Origin of the sequence: Kitasatospora sp. NPDC088783, from assembly GCF_044750705.1 — a bacterium.
Lineage (GTDB): Bacteria > Actinomycetota > Actinomycetes > Streptomycetales > Streptomycetaceae > Kitasatospora > Kitasatospora fiedleri.
On record NZ_JBIVKJ010000007.1, the window covers coordinates 138,020 to 158,112 of the forward strand.

Here is a 20,093-nt window from a genome sequence, read left to right on the forward strand (position 1 = left end):
TGACCGGGTCGGCTCCGGGGATCGGCGACAATGGGTGTCATGAATGCCCCTTCCTCCCCGTACCGCTCCGGGTTCGCGTGTTTCGTCGGCCGTCCCAACGCGGGCAAGTCGACCCTGACCAACGCCCTGGTCGGGACGAAGGTCGCGATCACCTCCGACCGTCCGCAGACCACCCGGCACACCGTGCGCGGCATCGTGCACCGCCCCGACTCCCAGCTCGTCCTGGTGGACACGCCCGGGCTGCACAAGCCCCGCACCCTGCTCGGCGAGCGACTCAACGACCTGGTCCGCACCACCTGGGCGGAGGTCGACGTGATCGGCTTCTGCGTGCCCGCCGACCAGAAGCTCGGCCCCGGCGACAAGTTCATCGCCAAGGAGCTCGCCGAGATCCGCAAGACGCCGAAGGTCGCGATCGTCACCAAGACCGACCTGGTCGACTCCAAGCGGCTCGCCGAACAGCTGATCGCCGTCCACCAGCTGGGCGCCGAGCTCGGCATCGAGTGGGCCGAGATCATCCCGGTCTCCGCCGTCGGCGACCAGCAGGTCGAGCTGGTGGGCGAGCTGCTGACCAAGCTGCTGCCCGAGGGCGTGCCGCTGTACCCGGACGGCGACCTCACCGACGAGCCCGAGCAGACCATGGTCGCCGAGCTGATCCGGGAGGCCGCGCTGGAGGGCGTCCGCGACGAGCTGCCGCACTCGCTGGCCGTGGTGGTCGAGGAGATGATCCCGCGCGAGGGCCGGCCCGCCGACCGCCCGCTGCTGGACATCCACGCCAACGTGTACATCGAGCGGCAGAGCCAGAAGGCCATCGTGATCGGCGCCAAGGGCTCCCGGCTCAAGCACGTCGGCACCACCGCCCGCAAGCAGATCGAGGCGCTCCTGGGCACCCCGGTCTACCTGGACCTGCACGTCAAGGTGGCCAAGGACTGGCAGCGCGACCCCAAGCAGCTGCGTAAGCTCGGCTTCTGACGGAGCGTCGCAAGGGGAGGGGCCGGTCGGGATGGAACTGCACACCCACGAGTGGGGCGGGGGAGAGCGCACCGCCCTGCTGATCCACGGCATCCAGGCCGACCACCGGACCTGGCGGCTGATCGGCCCCGAACTCGCCGCGCGCGGCTACCGGGTGATCGCCGTCGACCTGCGCGGCCACGGCGTCTCCCCGCGCGGCACCGGGGAGAGTCCGCGCGAGCGGTACGGGCCCGAGCAGTTCGCCGAGGACCTGGTCGACACCCTGCCCGCCGGGGCGGACGTGGCGATCGGCCACTCGATGGGCGCGCTGGCGCTCTGGCGGGCCGTCGAGCGGCTGAAGCCCGCCCGGGCGGTCTACAGCGACCCCGCGTTCGTCTACGACCGCCCCGGGCTCGGGCCGGAGCCGTTCGTCGGCTTCAAGCGCTTCGGGACCAGGCAGTTCATCACCAGCATGCACCCCGGCTGGCCGGTCGAGGACGTGGACGCCGAGCTGGCCGCCCTCGCGCTCTGGGACACCGACACCGCGCTCGGCCTGTGGGCGCACCCCGAGCTGTCCGCGCTGCCGGACGCCCCGGCCGTCCCCTCGCTCGTCCAGCTCGCCGACCCCAGCGGGCTGGTGTCGGACGAGGAGGCCGCCGAGCTGCGCCGCCGGGGCTTCGAGGTGCGCACCGTGCCGGGCGCCGGGCACAGCATCCACCGCGACGACCCGGCGGGCTTCCTCGCCTCGTTGGACGGGTGGATCTGAACTCCCCGTCCCCGGGTGCTGGTTGACGGTCCGTCAGGCTCCTTCGCGGAGCACCAGGCTCACCAGTTCGCGCTGGGAGTCGGTGAGCTTCGGGTCGGCGCAGTGGACGGTGCGGCCGTCGACGGTGATCTCGTAGTGGAAGCCGTCGGGCACGCCGTACGCGGGTGCGCGCAGCCCGCCGGCCACCGCCTCGCGGGCCAGGGCGTGCACGTGCGGGGCGTCCGGGCGCTCCGTGGTGTCCATCTCGGCATACCGGAGCAGACCGGCGAACCCGCCGGTGCGGGTGACCTGGATACGCATGGTTGTCAGTGTGCTACGCACCGGAGGAATTTGCCGAGGCTTTTCACCAACTCCTCGCGGGTCCTTCCCGGCTCTCCGCAGGTCTGCGCGGCCGGGCTCCGGGCCGGGCCCCGGCCCGGCCGCCAGGGGGGTGGCGGGTGCCGCCGGGGCCGCCGGGAGGCCCTCCGGGCCCGTCTCAGTGGGTGGGATCGTGGCGGGGCTCACTGCGTCGGCCCGTCCGCTCTTGTTACAGTGGCGGCATCATGCGCATCCGGCTGCTTCTTCTTAGCTGCCGCGGCGAGGGCCTGTAGTCCAGTGAAGGCCGGCCCCCTCGCCGCGGGGAGTCGTGTTGCGTCCAGCGTGATCTTCGCGGCGCATTCAGTCGGCCGAGTCGGGTGTTCCTGCCCCCGACCGCAGACCGCCTTCGACAAGGGAAGCCGAGAGCCTCACCCATGACCGAACAGTCCTCCGTCGCCCGCGCGTTCGTCGACCGTCCGACCCCGATCACCGCCGCCACCGTGCAGCAGAAGCCCTCGGGCATGCCCTTCCAGCGGTACGTACCCTTCGGCACCGTCGACCTGCCGGACCGCACCTGGCCGTCCAAGGTCATCACCCGGGCCCCGCGCTGGCTCTCCACCGACCTGCGGGACGGCAACCAGGCGCTGATCGACCCGATGTCGCCGGTCCGCAAGCGCAAGATGTTCGACCTGCTGGTGAAGATGGGCTACAAGGAGATCGAGGTCGGCTTCCCGTCGTCCGGCGCCACCGACTTCAACTTCGTCCGCTCGCTGATCGACGAGGGCGCGATCCCGGAGGACGTCACCATCTCGGTGCTGACCCAGGCCCGCGAGGACCTGATCGAGCGCACCGTCGAGTCGCTGAAGGGCGCCCCGCGGGCCACCGTCCACCTGTACAACGCGACCTCGCCGCTGTTCCGCCGGGTGGTGTTCCGGGCCGGCAAGGAAGAGATCAAGGCCATCGCGGTGGACGGCACCCGCCTGGTGATGGAGTACGCCGAGAAGGTCCTGGGCGACGAGACCGTCTTCGGCTACGAGTACTCGCCGGAGATCTTCATCGACACCGAGCTGGACTACGCGCTGGAGGTCTGCGAGGCGGTGATGGACGTCTGGCAGCCCGGCGAGGGCCGCGAGATCATCCTGAACCTGCCGACCACCGTCGAGCGCTCCACCCCGAACGTCTACGCCGACAAGATCGAGTGGATGTCGCGGAACCTGAGCCGCCGCGAGTTCGTCTGCCTGTCCACCCACCCGCACAACGACCGCGGCACCGGCGTGGCCTCCGCCGAGCTGGCCGTGATGGCCGGCGCCGACCGCGTCGAGGGCTGCCTGTTCGGGCAGGGCGAGCGCACCGGCAACCTGGACCTGGTCAACGTCGGGATGAACCTGTTCTCCCAGGGCGTCGACCCGATGATCGACTTCTCCGACATCGACGAGATCCGCCGCACCGCCGAGTACTGCAACCAGATGCCGGTGGCCGAGCGCCACCCCTACGCGGGCGACCTGGTCTTCACCTCCTTCTCCGGCTCGCACCAGGACGCGATCAAGAAGGGCTTCGACGCCCTGGAGGCCGACGCGGCCGCCGCCGGCGTCCCGGTCTCCGAGCACACCTGGGGCGTGCCCTACCTGCCGATCGACCCGAAGGACGTCGGCCGCAGCTACGAGGCGGTCATCCGGGTCAACTCTCAGTCCGGCAAGGGCGGCATCGCCTACGTGCTGAAGAACGACCACAAGCTGGACCTGCCGCGCCGGATGCAGATCGAGTTCTCGAAGATCATCCAGACCAAGACCGACGCCGAGGGCGGCGAGGTCACCCCCGCCGACATCTGGGCGGTCTTCCAGGACGAGTACCTGCCGACCCCGGCCAACCCGTGGGGCCGGATCTCGCTGAGCGGCTCCCGCAGCCTGACCACCGAGGACGGCCGCGACGCGCTGAGCACCGAGGCCGTCGTCGACGGCACCCCGGTCACCCTGACCGGCAGCGGCAACGGCCCGGTCTCCGCGTTCGTCAACGCGCTGGCCTCGATCGGCGTGGACGTCCGGGTCCTGGACTACGCCGAGCACGCGCTGAGCGAGGGCGGCGACGCCCAGGCCGCCGCGTACGTCGAGTGCGCCGTCGGCGACAAGGTGCTGTGGGGCGTGGGCATCGACTCCAACACCGTGCTGGCCTCGCTGAAGGCCCTGATCAGCGCCGTCAACCGGTCGGCCCAGCGCGACTGACGCCGTCCGGGCGCCCGCCGCTCCGGCGCCCGCGCCCGCCCCGAGGGGCCCGCCACCGGCGGGCCCCTCGGGGGTTTCCGGCCCGCCCGTCCTCCTCCTGCGGCCCATCCGGCCTGTCCCCCCCGGTAGTTGACCAATCGTCGGGACGTGCCAGGCCCGCCCCGCGGCCGCTCGGACCGTGTCGTCGATCACATGTGTCCCCGGTCACAAATTTTCCCCTCGGCACCCGTTCAGGGTGCTGACACGAGCCGGTAACCGTGGCAACATCGTCGGACCGGAACCGGGGTCGGTGGGACGACTCCGGCGTCCGGTCGCGTGACCTGCCCACTGATGTGCAGGCCGCCTGCCATGTCTGGGGAGTGGCGCCGTGACAGGGTTGTGGGGTGTTCGCCCTCGGTGGCGGACGGATGTCCTCGGTGAATTCTTCTGCCCGGGCTGCGGCGGAGACCGCAACTACCGCCGGCAACACGGCCGACGGTGGCTGCGGTTGCTCGGGACGCCGGTGCTGCCGCTCGGCGGCGTGGCCCGCAGCGTCCAGTGCACCTCCTGCCGCGGCCGCTACGGGGTCGACGCCCTGGAGCAGTTGACCTCGGTCCGGCTCGGCGCGATGCTCCGCGACGCCCAGTACACCGTCGCGCTGGCCGCGCTCGCCGCCGGCGGCACCGCCGGGCGCGGTGGGCGGGAGGCCGCCTGCGCGGTGATCAAGGAAGCCGGGTTCGACGACTGCGGCGAGGCCCAGGTGCTGGCCGCGCTCGCCGCGCTCTCCGGGCACGGCGGCGGCGACCCGCTGGACGTGGACGTCGAGGGCGGCGGACTCGCCGTCGAACTGCACGCCGCGCTCGAACCGCTCGCCCCGCACCTGGCCCTCCAGGGCCGCGAGCGCCTGCTCACCCTCGGCGCCGTGATCGCCCTCGCCGACGGCCGCTACCTCCCGCAGGAGCGGGCCGCGCTCGCCGTGGTCGGCCGCTGCCTGCGCCTCACCGCCCCGCAGGTGGACCGGCTGCTGGAGGCGGCCACCCGCGCCCCGCACTGACCCCCCTCCACCGCTCCGCGTCCCCTCTCTCCCGCCCCATCCATGAGCCGGGCCCGTACACCCCCCTCCCGGGCCCGCCGTGTCCCGCACCGCACGGGCGAAAGCCCCACAACCCCGGTGCGGGTTCACGGCTGCGCCGCCGTCGGGCCCGTCCCCGGCGGGCCGTCCCCGTCGGGCCGTCGGGGCCCGGGCTGTCGGCGGGGTGCGGGACAATGGGTTCCACCATGAGTCTCTTCCGCGACGACGGCATCGTGCTGCGCACCCAGAAGCTCGGCGAGGCCGACCGGATCATCACCTTCCTGACCCGCCAGCACGGCCAGGTCCGGGCGGTGGCCCGGGGAGTGCGCCGGACCAAGTCGAAGTTCGGCGCCCGCCTCGAACCGTTCTCGCACGTCGACATCCAGTTCTTCAGCCGCGGCAGCGAACTGGTCGGCCGCACCCTGCCGTTGTGCACCCAGGTGGAGACCATCGCCCCCTACGGCGCCCGGATCGTCGACGACTACGCCCGCTACACCGCCGGCACCGCGATGCTGGAGACCGCCGAGCGCTTCGCCGAGAACGAGGGCCAGCCCGCCGTCCAGCAGTACCTGCTGCTGGTCGGCGCCCTCCGCACGCTGGCGGCCGGCACCCACCAGTCGCACCTGGTGCTGGACGCCTTCCTGCTGCGCTCGCTCGCCGTCAACGGCTACGGGGCGAGTTTCACCGACTGCGCCCGCTGCGGGCTGCCCGGACCCAACCGCTTCTTCTCCCTCCAGGCCGGTGGCGTGCTGTGCGGCGACTGCCGGGTGCCCGGAAGTGCCGTACCCTCCCCTGAGACACTGGTACTGCTCGGCGCGCTGCTCTCCGGAGACTGGCAGACCGCCGACGGCTGCGAGCCGCGGTACTGGCGCGAGGGCAGCGGGCTGGTGGCCGCCTACCTGCAGTGGCACCTGGAGCGGGGCATCCGCTCGATGAGATACGTGGAGAAGTGAGCATGGTCGCGCGACGGCTGTTCGGCAGCAAGCGGACGTACGAGACTCCGGCCCCGCACCCGAGCGGCGCCAGGCCGCCGAAGATCCCCGGCGAGCTGGTTCCCGAACACGTCGCGGTGGTCATGGACGGCAACGGCCGCTGGGCCAAGGAGCGCGGCCTGCCCCGGACCGAGGGACACCGGGTCGGTGAGGGCGTCGTCCTCGACGTGCTGCGCGGCTGCCTGGAGATCGGCGTCAAGAACCTCTCGCTGTACGCGTTCTCCACCGAGAACTGGAAGCGCTCCCCGGAGGAGGTGAAGTTCCTGATGAACTTCAACCGGGACGTGATCCGCCGCCGCCGCGACGAGATGGACGCCATGGGCATCCGGATCCGCTGGGTCGGCCGGATGCCGAAGATGTGGAAGAGCGTGGTCCAGGAGCTCCAGGTCGCCCAGGAGCAGACCAAGAACAACGACGCCATGACGCTGTACTTCTGCGTCAACTACGGCGGCCGGGCCGAGATCGCCGACGCCGCGCTGGCCATCGCCCGCGACGTCGCCGCCGGGAAGCTCAACCCGGAGAAGGTCAACGAGAAGCTGTTCGCCAAGTACCTCTACTACCCGGACATGCCGGACGTCGACCTGTTCCTGCGCCCCAGCGGCGAGCAGCGCACCTCCAACTTCCTCGCCTGGCAGTCCGCCTACGCGGAGCTGGTCTTCCAGGACGTGCTCTGGCCGGACTTCGACCGCCGCGACCTGTGGCGCGCCTGCGAGCAGTACGCCCGCCGCGACCGCCGCTTCGGCGGCGCCCTCCCCAACGAGGTCGGCGCCGAGGTCCCGCCGCAGCGCTGACCGGCTGCGGGAGACGGACGGGGGGACCGCAGCAGGCGCGGGAAACGCGAGTGCGGGGAGTACGGGTGAGGGCCCGGATCGGACTGTTCCGATCCGGGCCCTCACCCGTTGCCCGGGCCGGGCGGCGTCCGCTGCCGGGCCGCGGTGGTGCCTACTCCTCCTGCTGCTGCTTGGCGGCGCAGTCGCCGCAGGTGCCGAAGATCTCCAGGGTGTGCGCGATGTCGCTGAACCCGTGTTCGGCGGCGACCGCGTTGGCCCACCGTTCGACCGCGGGGCCCTCGACCTCGACGGTCGCCCCGCAGTGCCGGCACACCAGGTGGTGGTGGTGCCCGCTGCTGCACCGCCGGTAGACCGCTTCGCCCTCGGCGGTGCGCAGCACGTCCACCTCACCGGCTTCGGCCAGCGACTGCAGCGTGCGGTAGACGGTGGTCAGACCCACCGAGTCGCCCCGGTGCTTGAGCATGTCGTGCAGTTCCTGCGCGCTGCGGAAGTCCTCAATCTCGTCCAGGACCGCCGAGACGGCGGTGCGCTGCCGAGTCGATCGCGCGCGCGGCGACGGGCCTGCGGTGGTCACCGTGGGTCCTCCTGCTGATCGGGTGGTTTCGCACATCATTGTGCCAGCCCCCGACTTGACAGCGACTCCCCCGACGGCGGTGCATCGACCGTCGCTCCTGCCGGTGCCCGGACCGGCTCCGTTCCCTCCAGGACTGCGCCCCCGCCCTCCGCGGTTCCCGGACCGGCGGCGGAACCCCCCGCCGCGGTGCCTCCCACGGCGGAACCCTCGGTAGCGGGGCCGGGCAGGGCCACGTCGCACACCGCCGGGCCGTGTTCGGCGGACGCCCGGTGCCGTCGCCTGGCCAGCGGCGCGGCGACCGCGCTGAACAGGGCGAAGGCGAGGATGGCCAGGAACACGATGGTCGGGCCGGACGGCAGGTCGGCCTGGTAGGAGGTGCCGACGCCGAACAGGGCGGTCAGCACGCCCACGCCGATCGCGGCGGCCTGGGTGGCCGCGAAGGAGCGGGTCAGCTGCTGGGCGGCCGCCACCGGGACCACCATCAGCGCACTGACCAGCAGCAGGCCGACCACCCGCATGGCGACGGTCACGGTGACCGCGGCCATCACCGCGAGCAGCAGGTTCAGCACCCGCACCGGGAGGCCGGTGACCCGGGCGAACTCCTCGTCCTGGCAGACCGCGAACAGCTGGCGGCGCAGGCCCACGGTGACCGCGACGACCACCGCCGCGAGCACGGCGATCACCACCAGGTCGCCGGGGGAGACGAACAGGATGGAGCCCCACAGGTAGCTCTCCAGGCTGCCCGCGCCGGACTGGCTGCTCATCGAGACCAGCAGCTTGCCGCCGGCCATGCCGCCGTAGAAGAGCATCGCCAGCGCGATGTCGCCGCGCTGGTTGCCGCGGGCCCGGACCAGCTCCATCACGACGGCGCCGAGCACGCAGACCAGCACCGCCGTCCACATCGGGTTGGCCTGGAACAGGAAGCCCAGGCCGACGCCGGTGAGCGCGACGTGCCCGATGCCGTCGCCCATCAGCGCCTGCCGGCGCTGCACCAGGTAGATGCCGATCGAGGGTGCGGTGATGCCGACCAGCACGGCGGCGAGGAACGCCCGCTGCATGAAGTCGGGTTGGAACATCTCGATCATGCCAGTAGCCCCTGGGTGGTGCGGTGGTGGTCGTCGGCGTGCGGGTGGACGTGGTCGTGGCCGGGCAGCGCGTGCTGGCCGACGCCCCGGGGCGGCGGTCCGTCGTGCGCCACGCAGCCGTCGCGGAGCACCACGGCGCGGTCGATCAGCGGCTCCAGCGGCCCGAGCTCGTGCAGCACCAGCAGGACCGCGCAGCCGCGCTCCACCTCGCTGCGGAGGATGTCGGCGAGCACCTGCTGGCTGTCCACGTCGACCCCGGCCATCGGCTCGTCCATGATCAGCAGGTCGGGCCGGCCGACCAGGGCGCGGGCGATCAGCACCCGCTGGTGCTGGCCGCCGGACAGGTGGGCCACCCCGTCGGCGGCACGGCCCAGCATGCCGACGGCGGTCAGCGCCCGGTCCACTGCGGCCCGGTCCTTGCGCCGGAACGGCAGCAGCCCGTGCTGCGGCAGCCGCCCGGTGGAGACCACCTCGCGGACCGTGGCCGGCACCCCGCCGGCCGCGGTGGTGCGCTGCGGGACGTACCCGATCCGGTGCCAGTCCCGGAACCTGCGGTACGGCCGGCCGAACAGCTCCAGGCTGCCCCGGTCCAGCGGCACCGAGCCGATCACGCTCTTCACGGTGGTGGACTTGCCGGACCCGTTGGCACCCAGCAGGGCGACCACCTCGCCCGGCCGGACGGTGAGGTCGACGCCGCGCAGCACCGGCCGCCCCCCGACGGTGGCGACCGCTCCCCGCAGCCCGACGACCACCGGCCCGGCCTCGCCGCCGGCCTCCTCGCGGACCTCCCCGGCGGTGCGCCCGCTGATGCCCCGGTGGTCGGTGCTGCGGTCGGTGTCGTGGCCGGTGCTGCGGTCGGTGTCGTGGTCGGAGTCCGTCGTGGGGGTGACAGCGCTCATGGTGGTTCCTCGCTCTGCTCTCGCCGCTCGCCCAGGTCCGCTCAGCTGGCGCCGAGCGCGGCCCGCAGGTTGGTCAGGTTCTGCCGCATGACGGAGAAGTAGTCGTTCCGGTCCGGCTCCTTGATCCCCTCCAGGGGGTCGAGCACGGCGGTCTTGAGCCCCAGGTCGGAGGCCACGGTCTCGGCCAGCTTGGGGCTGACCAGGGCCTCGAAGAAGACGGTGGTCGCGCCGTTCTCCTTGGCGGCGCGCTGGATCGCGGCCATCCGGGACGGGGTGGGTTCGGCCTCCGGGTCGACCCCGTTGATGGCGACCTGCTCCAGCCCGTAGTGGTCGGCGAGGTAGCCGAACGCGGCGTGGCTGGTGATGAAGGTCCGGGTGGTGGCGTTCGCCAGGCCGTCCTTGAACTCCTGGTCCAGGGAGGTCAGCCGGGCCACCAGGTCGTCGGTGTTGTGCCGGTAGTCGTCGGCGTTGGCGGGGTCGATCTCCGCGAGTTCGGCGCCCACACTGCGGGCCACCGTCGCGTACCGGGCCGGATCCAGCCAGATGTGCGGGTCGCCGGCCGTGCCGCTGTGCTCGTGCCCGCTCTCGCCGTCGTGCGCCTCGGCCTCGTCCTCGCCGCCCTCGTCGAGGTGGTGGTCCACCAGCGGGGAGGCGGCGGTCGCGTCCACCACGTGCTTGAGGTGGCCCTGCTCGACGGCCTTGTCCACGGTCGGCTGCAGGCCCTTCAGGTAGACCACCGCGTCGGCCCGCTGGACGGCCGCGACCTGCTTGGCCGTCAGCTCCAGGTCGTGCGGCTCCACGCCCGGGGCCGTCAGATCGGTGATCCTGACGTGCTCCCCGCCGATCTGCCGGGCCAGGAACTCCATCGGGTAGAAGGAGGCCACCACGTCCAGCTTCCCGCCGTCCTTCCCCGCCGCGCTGCTGACGCCGCCGCAGCCGGAGAGCAGCAGGGATCCGGCGAGGGCGGTGGCGGCCAGGGCTATCGAGGTAGAGGGACGGCGAATCTTCATGACAACCATTCTCATCTTATCTGGAAATGATTGTCAACTTGCGGTAGGGAGACCCTCCCGCACCGCGTGCCGCGGCCCCTCGTTGCGCCGTCCGTGTCGGCCGGGCACCGCGCCTTCACCCCGCGACCTCCAACACGCCGGAGAACGCACGGCTGTTCACTCCCGGTACAGCCACCCGGCGGGCCGCCCGTGCCACTATCGAGTTGAACCCCGCCCCCGCATCCCCGGTACCCTGAGTTATTCGGGCGCGCGCAACCAGCCGCGCCCTGACCGTGCCGTCGTACTGAAGAGAGCACTGTGGCCGCCGACAAGATCGACACGATCGTCAGCCTGAGCAAGCGCCGTGGCTTCGTCTACCCTTGCAGCGAGATCTACGGCGGTACGCGTGCCGCCTGGGACTACGGTCCGCTGGGAGTCGAGCTCAAGGAGAACATCAAGCGCCAGTGGTGGCGCGCGATGGTCACCGCTCGGGAGGACGTCGTCGGTATCGACTCCTCGGTGATCCTGGCCCGCGAGGTCTGGGAGGCGTCCGGCCACGTCGCGACCTTCAACGACCCGCTGACCGAGTGCCTCTCCTGTCACAAGCGCTTCCGCGCCGACCATCTGGAAGAGGCCTACGAGGCCAAGCACGGCAAGCTCCCGGCCAACGGCCTGGCCGACATCAACTGCCCGAACTGCGGCAACAAGGGCGCCTTCACGGAGCCCAAGGAGTTCTCGGGCATGCTGAAGACGCACCTCGGCGTCACCGAGGACGCCGCTGGCCTGGCCTACCTGCGCCCCGAGACCGCGCAGGGCATCTTCACCAACTTCCGCGCCGTCCAGACCACCACGCGCAAGAAGCCGCCGTTCGGCATCGCCCAGGTCGGCAAGAGCTTCCGCAACGAGATCACCCCCGGCAACTTCATCTTCCGCACCCGCGAGTTCGAGCAGATGGAGATGGAGTTCTTCGTCAAGCCGGGCGAGGACGAGACCTGGCACGAGTACTGGCTCGAGCAGCGCTGGAACTGGTACGTCGACCTCGGCCTGCGGACCGAGAACATGCGCTTCTTCGAGCACCCCAAGGAGAAGCTGTCCCACTACGCCAAGCGCACGGTGGACATCGAGTACCGCTTCAACTTCGGTGGCAGCGAGTTCTCCGAGCTGGAGGGCGTGGCCAACCGCACCGACTACGACCTGACGGTGCACAGCGAGCACTCCGGCCAGGACCTCAAGTACTTCGACCAGGACGCGAACGAGCGGTACTTCCCGTACGTCATCGAGCCCGCGGCCGGCCTCAACCGCGCCATGCTGGCCTTCCTGCTCGACGCCTACTTCGAGGACGAGGCGCCGAACGCCAAGGGCGTCATGGAGAAGCGCGTCGGCATGCGGCTCGACCCGCGGCTGGCCCCGGTCAAGGTCGCGGTGCTCCCGCTGTCCCGCAACGCCGACCTCTCGCCGAAGGCCCGCGGCCTCGCCGCCGACCTGCGCTCGGCCTGGAACGTCGAGTTCGACGACGCCGGGGCGATCGGCAAGCGCTACCGCCGCCAGGACGAGATCGGCACCCCGTTCTGCGTCACCGTCGACTTCGACACCCTCGAGGACAACGCGGTGACCGTCCGCGATCGCGACACCATGGCGCAGGAGCGCGTGTCGCTCGACCAGGTGAAGTCCTACCTGGCTACCCGCCTGATCGGCTGCTGACACCGAGCGCCGCGGCGGACCGCGGTCCGCAGCCCTTCGTCCGGCCGGTGGGCCGTCCCCTTCCCGGGGGCGACCCGCCGGCCGTTCGGCGTTCGGCGTTCGGATGCCGGTGCGGGCGACTTCCGTACGGGGTGAGCCGGTCCGCGGGGCGTGAGGCGGGGTGGAGCTATTGCGGTGACGGACCCCTCGCGGAGCCCCGCTCAGCGGCGCTGGCGGGACTTAGGCCGCGAGCGGGGAGCCGGTTCGGTCGGCAGCCCCGCGGTGCGCAGCGCCGCGAACACGCTGCGGGCCCGGCTCTCCTCCAAGCCGTCGGCGGCGAACAGCAGCGTGTCGTACAGCTCCACCGAGCCCTGGATCGCGGCCGCGAAGTGCCCGACGTCGCTCGCCGACCGCAGTCGCACCAACTCGCCGATCAGCTCGACCGCGGATTCCTCGTCCAGTGCCGCAGCGATCGTCGCGACCTCCTTGATCGGCCGGCCCGCGGCCTGGCGCAGCAGGTGGCGAATGTCCTCGGAGCGCCCCGCGACGCGCAACTCCTGCGACAGTTCGGCGAGTTCATCGGCCGGGGCGGAGGCCCGCTCCCACAGCAGGGTCTGTCCGTCGGCCGACTGGCCCGACCGCTCCAGGGCGGCGAGCAGTGCCGGGAGGGTCTGCGTGCTTACCGACCACAGGGCGTGGAACAGGTCGGCCGCCTCGTCCACCAGCCCGCCCTGACGCAGTTCCGCCAGGGTGGCCGCCGCGTGCGCCGGGGATCCGAGGGCCACCGATCGGGCCAGGTAGGTGGAGGAGCCGGCTGGTCCCTCGGCCCGCAGCAGCGCGGCCAGCCCGACCAGATCGCTCGGCGTGGTCATCAGGGCCGCCTGGCCCACGAGGCCTGCGGATTCGTGCACCGCGCCCTGCCGGTGCAGGTCGGTGATCCGCTGGGTGAGGGCGACCAGTTCGGCACCCGTCCGGGCCCGCATGCCGCCCTCCGGCGCGGCGGCCTCCGTCCGGTTCCTGGGGCCCGCGAGTCCGGTGCTGTTACTGGGGGTGCCGTTGCTGCGGGGGGCGGTGCCCGGCCTGGTGGGTCCGGTGCCGTTGCGCTCCGTGCCCGGGCGGGCGGTGCTGTCGGCCCGGTGGGAGTCGGTTCCGTTGTCGTGGGTGCCTGTTCCGGCCCAGGAGGTGCCGGTGGGCCCTTCCGGCCGGGCATCCGTTCCGCCGCTCCGGGAAACCGCGTCGGCCGCGTCGATGATGGGCCGGGATGCGGCGGTGGTGGTGCGGTCGTCGTTCTTCCGGCCGGCGCGGCGAGGGCGGCTGGCCCCGAAGCGGGCGCCGCGCAGGGGCGGCCCTCCGGCGGGCAGGGCCGCGGCCGGGTCGGCGCTGCCGGTCAGGTCCGCCGGTCTGTCGGACGTGGCGGCCGGTTCGTGGGCGGGGCCCGATCTGCGGTCTCCGCCGAAGCGGGCTCCGGTCGGGAACGAGCGCGGCGGGGGCATCGGAGGAGCGGCCGGTTCGTCCGGTCGGTGCGCCCAGGAGCCCTGGGCGGGGGTGCCCGGGTCGATGCCGGGTACGGGTGCGGGACGGTCGGCCAACCGCCCCGCCAACTGTCGGTCCTCGGCTGCCAGGAGGCGGTCGCTCAGTTCGAGACAGCGGGCGCCGAGTCCTTCGCGGAGGTTCTGTACCTGGGCGAGCTGTCGCACCAGTTCGGGATCGGGCTGCCGGGGCGGGCGGCCGTAGGCGGGCGAGTGATCGGGTTCGTAGCCGGCCCGGACGGCCTCGGCGAGCCTGCGCTCGCGCTGTGCGGCGAACTGCCGCGCCCTCAGGAGTTCGTCCAACTCCGCCCTGAGCGTCTGGACATCGGCCGAATCCGGCCCCGAATTGCGTACGGTCATCGCGCCCCGCCCCGACCTCTCCAGGAGACCGCCCGACCGGCCTCCGAACACAACAATCTGGTGGCCATCCTGGCGCTGCCATGCGGCGGCCACGTTACGGGAGCAAGTCTTAACCTTTTCGGGACGACGATACGAGTGGCCGGTGCGACACGGGAGGACGGCGGCGTTCACGGGTCGCGACCGACTTCCGCCCGAATCAACCCACTTGTGCGAGATGCTGGACAACTGCCGCCCTTAATCGGCTAGTTGGTCGGGTTCAGCCCGCGAGTCGTGCTCGTGCCTCCATCAGGGCGAAGCCGAGCAGGTTCAGCCCTCGCCACTGGGCGGGGGTCGCAGCCCGCTCGTCGTCGGCGGCGAGCCCGATCCCCCAGATCCGGTCGAGCGGGCTGGCCTCCACCAGAACGCGCTCGCCGGTGCGGAGCAGGTACGTACGGAGCTGCTCGTCCTGTCCGAACTTCTCGGTGCTGCCGTTCACCACCAGTTCGAAACGCTGCGCGACCCAGCGCTCGTCGTCGAATCCCCGGACCTGGCGCCCCAACTTCTTCGCCTCCGCGGGCGTCCGCGCCCGGAGGATCCTCGGGACGATCTCCTCGTCCCCGAACAGCCGGGCCTTCCCGGCCATCATCCAGTGCTCGGCGGTGCGGTACTCGACCCCGTCGACGGTGAACGGGGAGGGCCACCACTGGCTGAGCGCGCCGGGCCCGATCCGCCCGTCCCGCTGCGGCTGGTGGCCCCAGAAATGCAGGTACTTCGGGCGCGCCCCGGACGCGACCGCGGCCGTCAGCTGCTCGCGGGTGCGCACCTCGCTGGGGGAGGGGGTCGGGTTCGTCGTCATGGCGCCATCCTCGCACCGGCCCCGCCTGCCGGGCCCTCCATTTTCCTGCGGTCACCTGCGCCGATACCCGCCCCTGGGCGAGGGCACGGCCGCCGATCCGGCCCTCGCCGTCCGCCCGTACGGTGGCCCCGTCCTCGTCCGCCCGCCCGCGGCAGGGCCTGCCGACCACACCCCGCACCGGCCGGCGCGACACCCGGGGCGGGGGTCGACGGCCGGCGCGTGGTCGGTGGGCGGCAGGACGTATCGCACTATGCAGTGGTCAAGGAACGGAAGACGCCGGTGCGGAGGAACGCGTTCAGGTCGGCGACAGCGCGGGCTGCCAGGTCGTAGGCGGGGTCAGGCGGCTCCTTTCAGCTCCGGACCGGGCGGCCGTTCGAACATGCCCGGTACGGGGAGGGCGGTCAGCTCCTTCCAGCGCGGGGCTGCTCGGGCGGGTGGTCAACCTCCCGTGGGGGAGGGGCGGCGCGGGCCGGCCGTGCCCTGACGGAGCTTGCGGGAACGCAGCTCCCGGAAGCAGGTCGGCCGCTCCACGGCGGGCCGCCGCAGCACGGGCCTGCGCCGCGACGAGGGGGCTGCCGCTCTCGCCGCGGCGGACGCCGCGCGGGGCGTTCGGCCCGGGCCGGGGCGGGACGCCCGGGGCTCGGCCCGGGCGTGGGCCCCGGCGGTCGGTGCCCGGCCGGTCGAGCCCGCCGGACGGTGGCCCCGGTGCACCTCCGAGACCGCCGGGCCCCCGGGAGCGGCGGAACGCCCCGTCGCGGCGGCCGCTGGGCGGCCCCGCACGCCCGCGGCCGCGGTGACCCGCAGCCGGCTCGACATCACGGCGTACAACCGGCTCGCCGGAGACCCGGACACGATCCCCGCAGTGGATCGCGCCGTCAGCTCGATGATCTGCACTGACACTCCTTTCGTGAGGAACCCGGTGGGCGGGCCGCCCACCGGAACCGGGGCCACGGCACGACCCCGGAACACCCCGGGCACCTGGAACATCCAGAGCCGTGGCCACCGCCCGGCCGCCGGAGCCGGACCGCCGCCCGCGCGGACGGTCCCCTTGCGGAACGCCACCGACCAGCACACGGCGGCCAGTGGCAACTCCACGCACGCCGCCATCGGCAAGGCGACCAGCAGCCCGGGCCCGACGGCGGCCGTCGCGAGGTCGCACCCGGCGTCCGTGACCAGCAGGACACCAGCCAGCCCGGCCGGCCAGAACGGGCTCCGGCCCCGCCGCAGGCACGCGGCGGCAACCGACAGGGCCGCCGACTCGGCCAGATCGAGCACCACCCAGGGGCGGCCACCGGGCAGCACGGCCAGCAGCGCCGACCAGGGCAGCAGGACCAGCCCGCACCCTGGGAACAGCACCTCCGGCCGCAACCACCCGACCGGTCGGAGCGCACCCGTCGACCGCCCCACCGGGACGACGCCGCCGACTCTGGAAAGCCTGGGAGTCAACGTGCTCATGCCACCCTCCCCGGCTCCGCGTGCTCGGCGCAGCAGGACGCCGCCGACGCCTGCACCCAGCGGAACCTCCCGGCCGCGGAGGCGAACCAGAACCGGCCCGCCGTCCGTACGGCCACGGCGTCCGCCGCCCGCCGCCGCAACCCGCCGGTGAGGAAGCACACCGGCGGGGGAACCCCGCAGGGTGGCAGTCGGCCCCAGGCGCACACGACCGCCCCCGACCCCGGTCTTCCGGCCGGTCCGCGCCGCGCCCCGCGCAATCCGGTCGCACCGAGCGAGGACTCGACCACGACATCGAGCAGTTCGCCGTACTCGTACACCTCCATGGCCGGTCGGCGGCCCGCCCGCAGGCGCACCGACCACGGGCCGATCGCGGCGAACGCGCCCAACTCATCGACTGAACAGGTGAGTTCGCTGCCGGGATCGGCGAACTCCGGGGCCGCCGCCCGAGCAGGGGAGAGCGGACCACGGTCACAACGCATCAGGTTCGTATTCGTCATGCCGTCAAGAATCCTTCGGCGCAAGGACCTTGTCGGTAGTGTGCGGTTCCGTCTTTGGGGTGTAGCCAGCTTCACCCCAAAGACGGAAGCCTGCGCCATGGAAGCCGAGATCAGGCGGCCCCTACGCTGATCCGCATGTTCCAGTCGAAGATCGACGCGCCTCCGCGCCGGGCGGCCCCGGCTGCCGCAGCCCACGCGATCACGGCTCATGCCGTCACGGCTCGGGCCACCGCGGTCCGTGCCGCCGTGGCCGCGCGCACGCCGTGGTCCGCGGGCACTCGACGGGACTCGCTCTTCCTGGCCGCCGGTCTCCCGTTCGGCCTGCCCTGCCTGATCCTCCTCGTCCTCCCGAGCGGAGCCCTGCTGCCCGGGCTGGCCCTGCTCGTGGTCCTCTTCGACCTGCTGACCGTCGCCCAGCGCAGCCGGGTCCGCGCCCTGCGCGGGCTGGAGGTCCCGGGCCGGGTCCCACCGGGCGCGGCCTGGCTGGTCCGGCTCCGCGCGGGGCTGACGTGGCGACAGGCCGCGCACCACCTGCTGGCTGCTCCGGTGCAGGCCCTGTGCGCCGCCTCGGTGCTCGGCCTCTGGGGCGCGTCGATCGTCCTGCTCGGCTTCTTCGGCTGGGTGTGGCTGCTGCCGCCCGACAACCCCCTGAGGGCGGCGCAGGGCTGGACGACCGAGGGCGCCGCCGCGACCGTCGGCGGCCTGCTCCTGCTCGCCGTCACGCCCTGGCTGGTCGCCCTGCTCGCCGCCGTCGACCTGTGGACGGTCCGGGCCCTGCTCGGCCCGAACCGGGCGGAGCTGCTGGAGCGCCGCGTCGAGCACCTGGCCCGCAGCCGGGTGGACGTGGTGGACGCCGCCGATGCCGAACGGCGCCGCATCGAGCGGGACTTGCACGACGGCGCCCAGCAGCGCCTGGTCTCGCTGGCGATGAACCTGGGCCTCGCCCGGCGCACCCTCAAGCACCTCCCGCCCGAAGCCCTGGAGGTCATCGCCGCCGCGCACGAGGAGGCCCAGGCCGCCATCAAGGAGCTGCACGACCTGGTGCGCGGCCTCCACCCGGCGGTGCTGGAGGACCGCGGGCTCGACGCGGCGCTCTCCGGCATCGCCGCCCGCAGCCCCGTCCCCGTGCACCTCACGGTCGACCTGCCGGGCCGGATAGCGCCCACCGTGGAGGCGGTCGCCTACTTCACGGTCTCCGAAGCGCTGGCCAACGCGGCCAAGCACTCCCGGGCCTCCCGGGTCGACCTCGCCCTGCACCGGGCGGCCGACCGGCTGCGCATCACCATCACCGACGACGGCATCGGCGGGGCGGACGCCGACCGCGGCACCGGCCTCACCGGCCTGCGCAAACGCGCCGCCTCGGTCGACGGGTCCTTCACCATCACCAGCCCCCGCGGGGGCCCGACCACCATCACCATGGAGCTGCCGTGCGAGCTGTGATCGCCGAGGACTCGGTCCTCCTGAGGATCGGCATCGTCAAGGTGCTGGAGAGCGAGGGCTACGAGGTCGCCGCCGCCGTGGGGGACGCCGAGACGCTGCTCGCCGCCGTCGAGGAGCACCGCCCGCAGATCGTCGTGGCGGACGTCCGGATGCCCCCGGGCTTCGCCGACGAGGGCGTCCGGGCCGCGCTGATGATCCGCCGGCAGTGGCCCGACACTGCGGTCCTGCTGCTCTCCCAGTACGTCGAGGAGCGCTACGCGGCGGACTTGCTGGCCAAGAACACCAGCGGCGTCGGCTACCTGCTCAAGCAGCGGGTGGCGAACGTCGACGAGTTCGTGGAGGCGCTGCAGCGGGTGGCCGCGGGCGGCACCGCGCTCGACCCCGAAGTCGTCGCCCAGCTGCTGCTGCGCCGCGACCGCGACCCGCTGCACCGGCTGACGCCCCGCGAGCGGGACGTGCTGGCGCTGATGGCCGAGGGCCGTTCGAACACCGCGATCGCCGAATCCCTGGTGGTCAGCGACAGCGCCGTCGCCAAGCACATCAACTCGATCCTCACCAAGCTCGACCTGCCACCCGCCGAGGACACCCACCGCCGGGTGCTCGCGGTGCTGCGCTTCCTGGAGGTCAGCCAATGACCCGGACCGCCCCGCCGCAGCCGCAGCCACGGCTCGCCCCCGCGCCGGGCCGGCTCGCCCGCTGGCTGCCGGCCTCGGGGCCGACGGGCCCGCCCGCCGTGCCGGGCCCCGGCGAGCGCCGGGCCTGGCGGATCGTCGGCGTGCTGGCGCTCGCCTGCGCGCTCCTGACAGGCGCCGCCGTCACGGGAGCGGCCCTCGTCCAGCGGGAGACCACCCGGGAGCGGACGTACTTCGAGGCGATCGGGCAGCTCGACATCGCCTCCGGCCCGGCCCAGGTCACCGTCCGGTCCGGTGGCACCGACCGGGTGGTGGTGGCCGAACAGCTGGGCTGGGCGCTGCGCAGGCCGACGGTCGCCACGCGGATCGACGCGGGCCGGATGACGGTCTCCGTCGACTGCCCGGAGGCCCGGCTCCTGCGCGGCTGCCCGGTCGCCCTGGACATACAGGTGCCGCCGTCGACCGAGGTCCACGCCCGCAACGGCTCCGGACGCACGGAGATCGTGGACGTGACGGGCGCCGTCTCGGCTGAGACCGGCAGCGGCCAGGTCCAGCTGACCAGGGTCAGCGGCCCGATCTGGGCCAAGAGCGGCTCCGGTCAGATCATCGGGACGGGGCTGGGCGCGTCCAGGACCCAGCTGTCCGCTTCCTCCGGGCGGGTCACCCTCCAGTACGACCGCCCGCCGGAATCGGTCACCACCCGCCTCGCCTCGGGAAACCTGGTCCTGGACCTGCCCGACGACCGCAGCCGGTACCGGATCGACCTCAGCAGCGACGGCGGCGGCCAGACGGTCGACCCGTCCCTCCAGGACGCCGACTCCTCGCGGCTGCTCGACATCACCTCCGCCTCCGGCACCGTCACCATCGGCCGCACCGGGAAGCCCTGACCGCACCCGGGGCCGCCACCGCCCAGCGCCCCACCGCCGCCCACCGCCTCGCCGCAGTCCACCGACCGCAGCCCACCCACCGCAGTCCACCCACCGCACGCACCGGCCGTCGCCCACCCGCCGCAGCCCCCGGCGGAGCCCGCGCCCGGCCCCGGCCCGGGCGGTCC

At 73.0% G+C, this 20,093-nt stretch carries 18 protein-coding genes; 10 read left to right on the forward strand and 8 right to left on the reverse strand.

From position 1 onward, the window contains the following. The first annotated feature begins 39 nt into the window (after positions 1 to 39). Together era and ACIP60_RS20930 are read left to right on the forward strand one after the other, a co-directional pair. The gene (gene era / locus ACIP60_RS20925) at positions 40 to 969 is read left to right on the forward strand and encodes a GTPase Era (RefSeq protein WP_111553483.1); all 930 of its coding nucleotides are present in this window, start codon (positions 40 to 42) and stop codon (positions 967 to 969) included. A gap of 31 nt (positions 970 to 1,000) precedes the next feature. Next, positions 1,001 to 1,714 (forward strand): alpha/beta fold hydrolase, encoded by a 714-nt coding sequence (locus ACIP60_RS20930; protein WP_100836088.1) that lies wholly within the window; start codon positions 1,001 to 1,003, stop codon positions 1,712 to 1,714. A gap of 33 nt (positions 1,715 to 1,747) precedes the next feature. Here the strand turns inward: ACIP60_RS20930 and ACIP60_RS20935 are convergent, their stop codons facing one another. Further along, positions 1,748 to 2,014, reverse strand: coding sequence for a protealysin inhibitor emfourin (locus tag ACIP60_RS20935; protein WP_030458622.1), 267 nt, complete (start codon positions 2,012 to 2,014; stop codon positions 1,748 to 1,750). Between the two features lie 431 nt (positions 2,015 to 2,445). On the opposite strand from ACIP60_RS20935, the gene leuA reads away from it, so the two are divergent. The 4 genes from leuA to ACIP60_RS20955 all read left to right on the forward strand — a co-directional run bounded on the left by leuA (position 2,446) and on the right by ACIP60_RS20955 (position 7,064). Continuing rightward, positions 2,446 to 4,230, forward strand: a complete 1,785-nt coding sequence (gene leuA, locus ACIP60_RS20940) for a 2-isopropylmalate synthase (protein ID WP_400686577.1) — start codon at positions 2,446 to 2,448, stop codon at positions 4,228 to 4,230. A gap of 487 nt (positions 4,231 to 4,717) precedes the next feature. Beyond that, positions 4,718 to 5,263, forward strand: coding sequence for a TerB family tellurite resistance protein (locus ACIP60_RS20945; protein ID WP_400686579.1), 546 nt, complete (start codon positions 4,718 to 4,720; stop codon positions 5,261 to 5,263). 224 nt (positions 5,264 to 5,487) lie between these two features. Further along, a complete protein-coding gene (recO, locus tag ACIP60_RS20950; RefSeq protein WP_033250275.1) occupies positions 5,488 to 6,234 on the forward strand; it encodes a DNA repair protein RecO in 747 nt (248 codons plus the stop codon). A gap of 2 nt (positions 6,235 to 6,236) precedes the next feature. After that, positions 6,237 to 7,064 (forward strand): isoprenyl transferase, encoded by an 828-nt coding sequence (locus ACIP60_RS20955; RefSeq protein ID WP_100836085.1) that lies wholly within the window; start codon positions 6,237 to 6,239, stop codon positions 7,062 to 7,064. A 151-nt stretch (positions 7,065 to 7,215) separates the two neighbouring features. Here ACIP60_RS20955 and ACIP60_RS20960 read toward each other — a convergent pair whose 3' ends face one another. The 4 genes from ACIP60_RS20960 to ACIP60_RS20975 are packed head-to-tail and all read right to left on the reverse strand — an operon-like array spanning position 7,216 to position 10,632. Next, the gene (locus tag ACIP60_RS20960) at positions 7,216 to 7,638 is read right to left on the reverse strand and encodes a Fur family transcriptional regulator (protein WP_400686582.1); all 423 of its coding nucleotides are present in this window, start codon (positions 7,636 to 7,638) and stop codon (positions 7,216 to 7,218) included. Between the two features lie 35 nt (positions 7,639 to 7,673). Then, positions 7,674 to 8,720 carry a metal ABC transporter permease gene (locus tag ACIP60_RS20965; protein ID WP_400687011.1) on the reverse strand — a complete coding sequence of 349 codons (1,047 nt, stop codon included), beginning with the start codon at positions 8,718 to 8,720 and terminating at the stop codon, positions 7,674 to 7,676. Next, the gene (locus ACIP60_RS20970) at positions 8,720 to 9,622 is read right to left on the reverse strand and encodes a metal ABC transporter ATP-binding protein (protein WP_400686584.1); all 903 of its coding nucleotides are present in this window, start codon (positions 9,620 to 9,622) and stop codon (positions 8,720 to 8,722) included. The genes ACIP60_RS20965 and ACIP60_RS20970 overlap by 1 nt, the downstream gene beginning before the upstream one ends. A gap of 41 nt (positions 9,623 to 9,663) precedes the next feature. Then, positions 9,664 to 10,632, reverse strand: a complete 969-nt coding sequence (locus ACIP60_RS20975) for a metal ABC transporter substrate-binding protein (RefSeq protein WP_400686586.1) — start codon at positions 10,630 to 10,632, stop codon at positions 9,664 to 9,666. A gap of 297 nt (positions 10,633 to 10,929) precedes the next feature. Here ACIP60_RS20975 and ACIP60_RS20980 point away from each other — a divergent pair, with 297 nt between their 5' ends. Next, positions 10,930 to 12,312 (forward strand): glycine--tRNA ligase, encoded by a 1,383-nt coding sequence (locus ACIP60_RS20980; RefSeq protein ID WP_100836081.1) that lies wholly within the window; start codon positions 10,930 to 10,932, stop codon positions 12,310 to 12,312. Positions 12,313 to 12,512: 200 nt separating this feature from the next. Here ACIP60_RS20980 and ACIP60_RS20985 read toward each other — a convergent pair whose 3' ends face one another. From ACIP60_RS20985 to ACIP60_RS20995, 3 genes are all read right to left on the reverse strand, one after another. Then, a complete protein-coding gene (locus ACIP60_RS20985) occupies positions 12,513 to 14,180 on the reverse strand; it encodes a hypothetical protein (protein WP_400686589.1) in 1,668 nt (555 codons plus the stop codon). Between the two features lie 256 nt (positions 14,181 to 14,436). Then, on the reverse strand, positions 14,437 to 15,015 hold the full coding sequence (locus ACIP60_RS20990) for an NADAR family protein (RefSeq protein WP_400686591.1): 579 nt from the start codon (positions 15,013 to 15,015) through the stop codon (positions 14,437 to 14,439). A gap of 1,451 nt (positions 15,016 to 16,466) precedes the next feature. Next, complete coding sequence (locus tag ACIP60_RS20995; protein ID WP_400686593.1) at positions 16,467 to 16,967, reverse strand: hypothetical protein; 501 nt, start codon at positions 16,965 to 16,967, stop codon at positions 16,467 to 16,469. A 135-nt stretch (positions 16,968 to 17,102) separates the two neighbouring features. Here ACIP60_RS20995 and ACIP60_RS21000 point away from each other — a divergent pair, with 135 nt between their 5' ends. Genes ACIP60_RS21000 through ACIP60_RS21010 form a run of 3 tightly spaced genes read left to right on the forward strand, consistent with a single transcriptional unit; the run spans position 17,103 to position 19,926 of the window. Beyond that, complete coding sequence (locus ACIP60_RS21000; protein WP_400686595.1) at positions 17,103 to 18,407, forward strand: histidine kinase; 1,305 nt, start codon at positions 17,103 to 17,105, stop codon at positions 18,405 to 18,407. Beyond that, a complete protein-coding gene (locus ACIP60_RS21005) occupies positions 18,395 to 19,042 on the forward strand; it encodes a response regulator (protein WP_400686597.1) in 648 nt (215 codons plus the stop codon). Before ACIP60_RS21000 ends, ACIP60_RS21005 begins: the two co-directional genes overlap by 13 nt. Further along, a complete protein-coding gene (locus tag ACIP60_RS21010; protein WP_400686599.1) occupies positions 19,039 to 19,926 on the forward strand; it encodes a DUF4097 family beta strand repeat-containing protein in 888 nt (295 codons plus the stop codon). The genes ACIP60_RS21005 and ACIP60_RS21010 overlap by 4 nt, the downstream gene beginning before the upstream one ends. Positions 19,927 to 20,093: the final 167 nt, after the last annotated feature.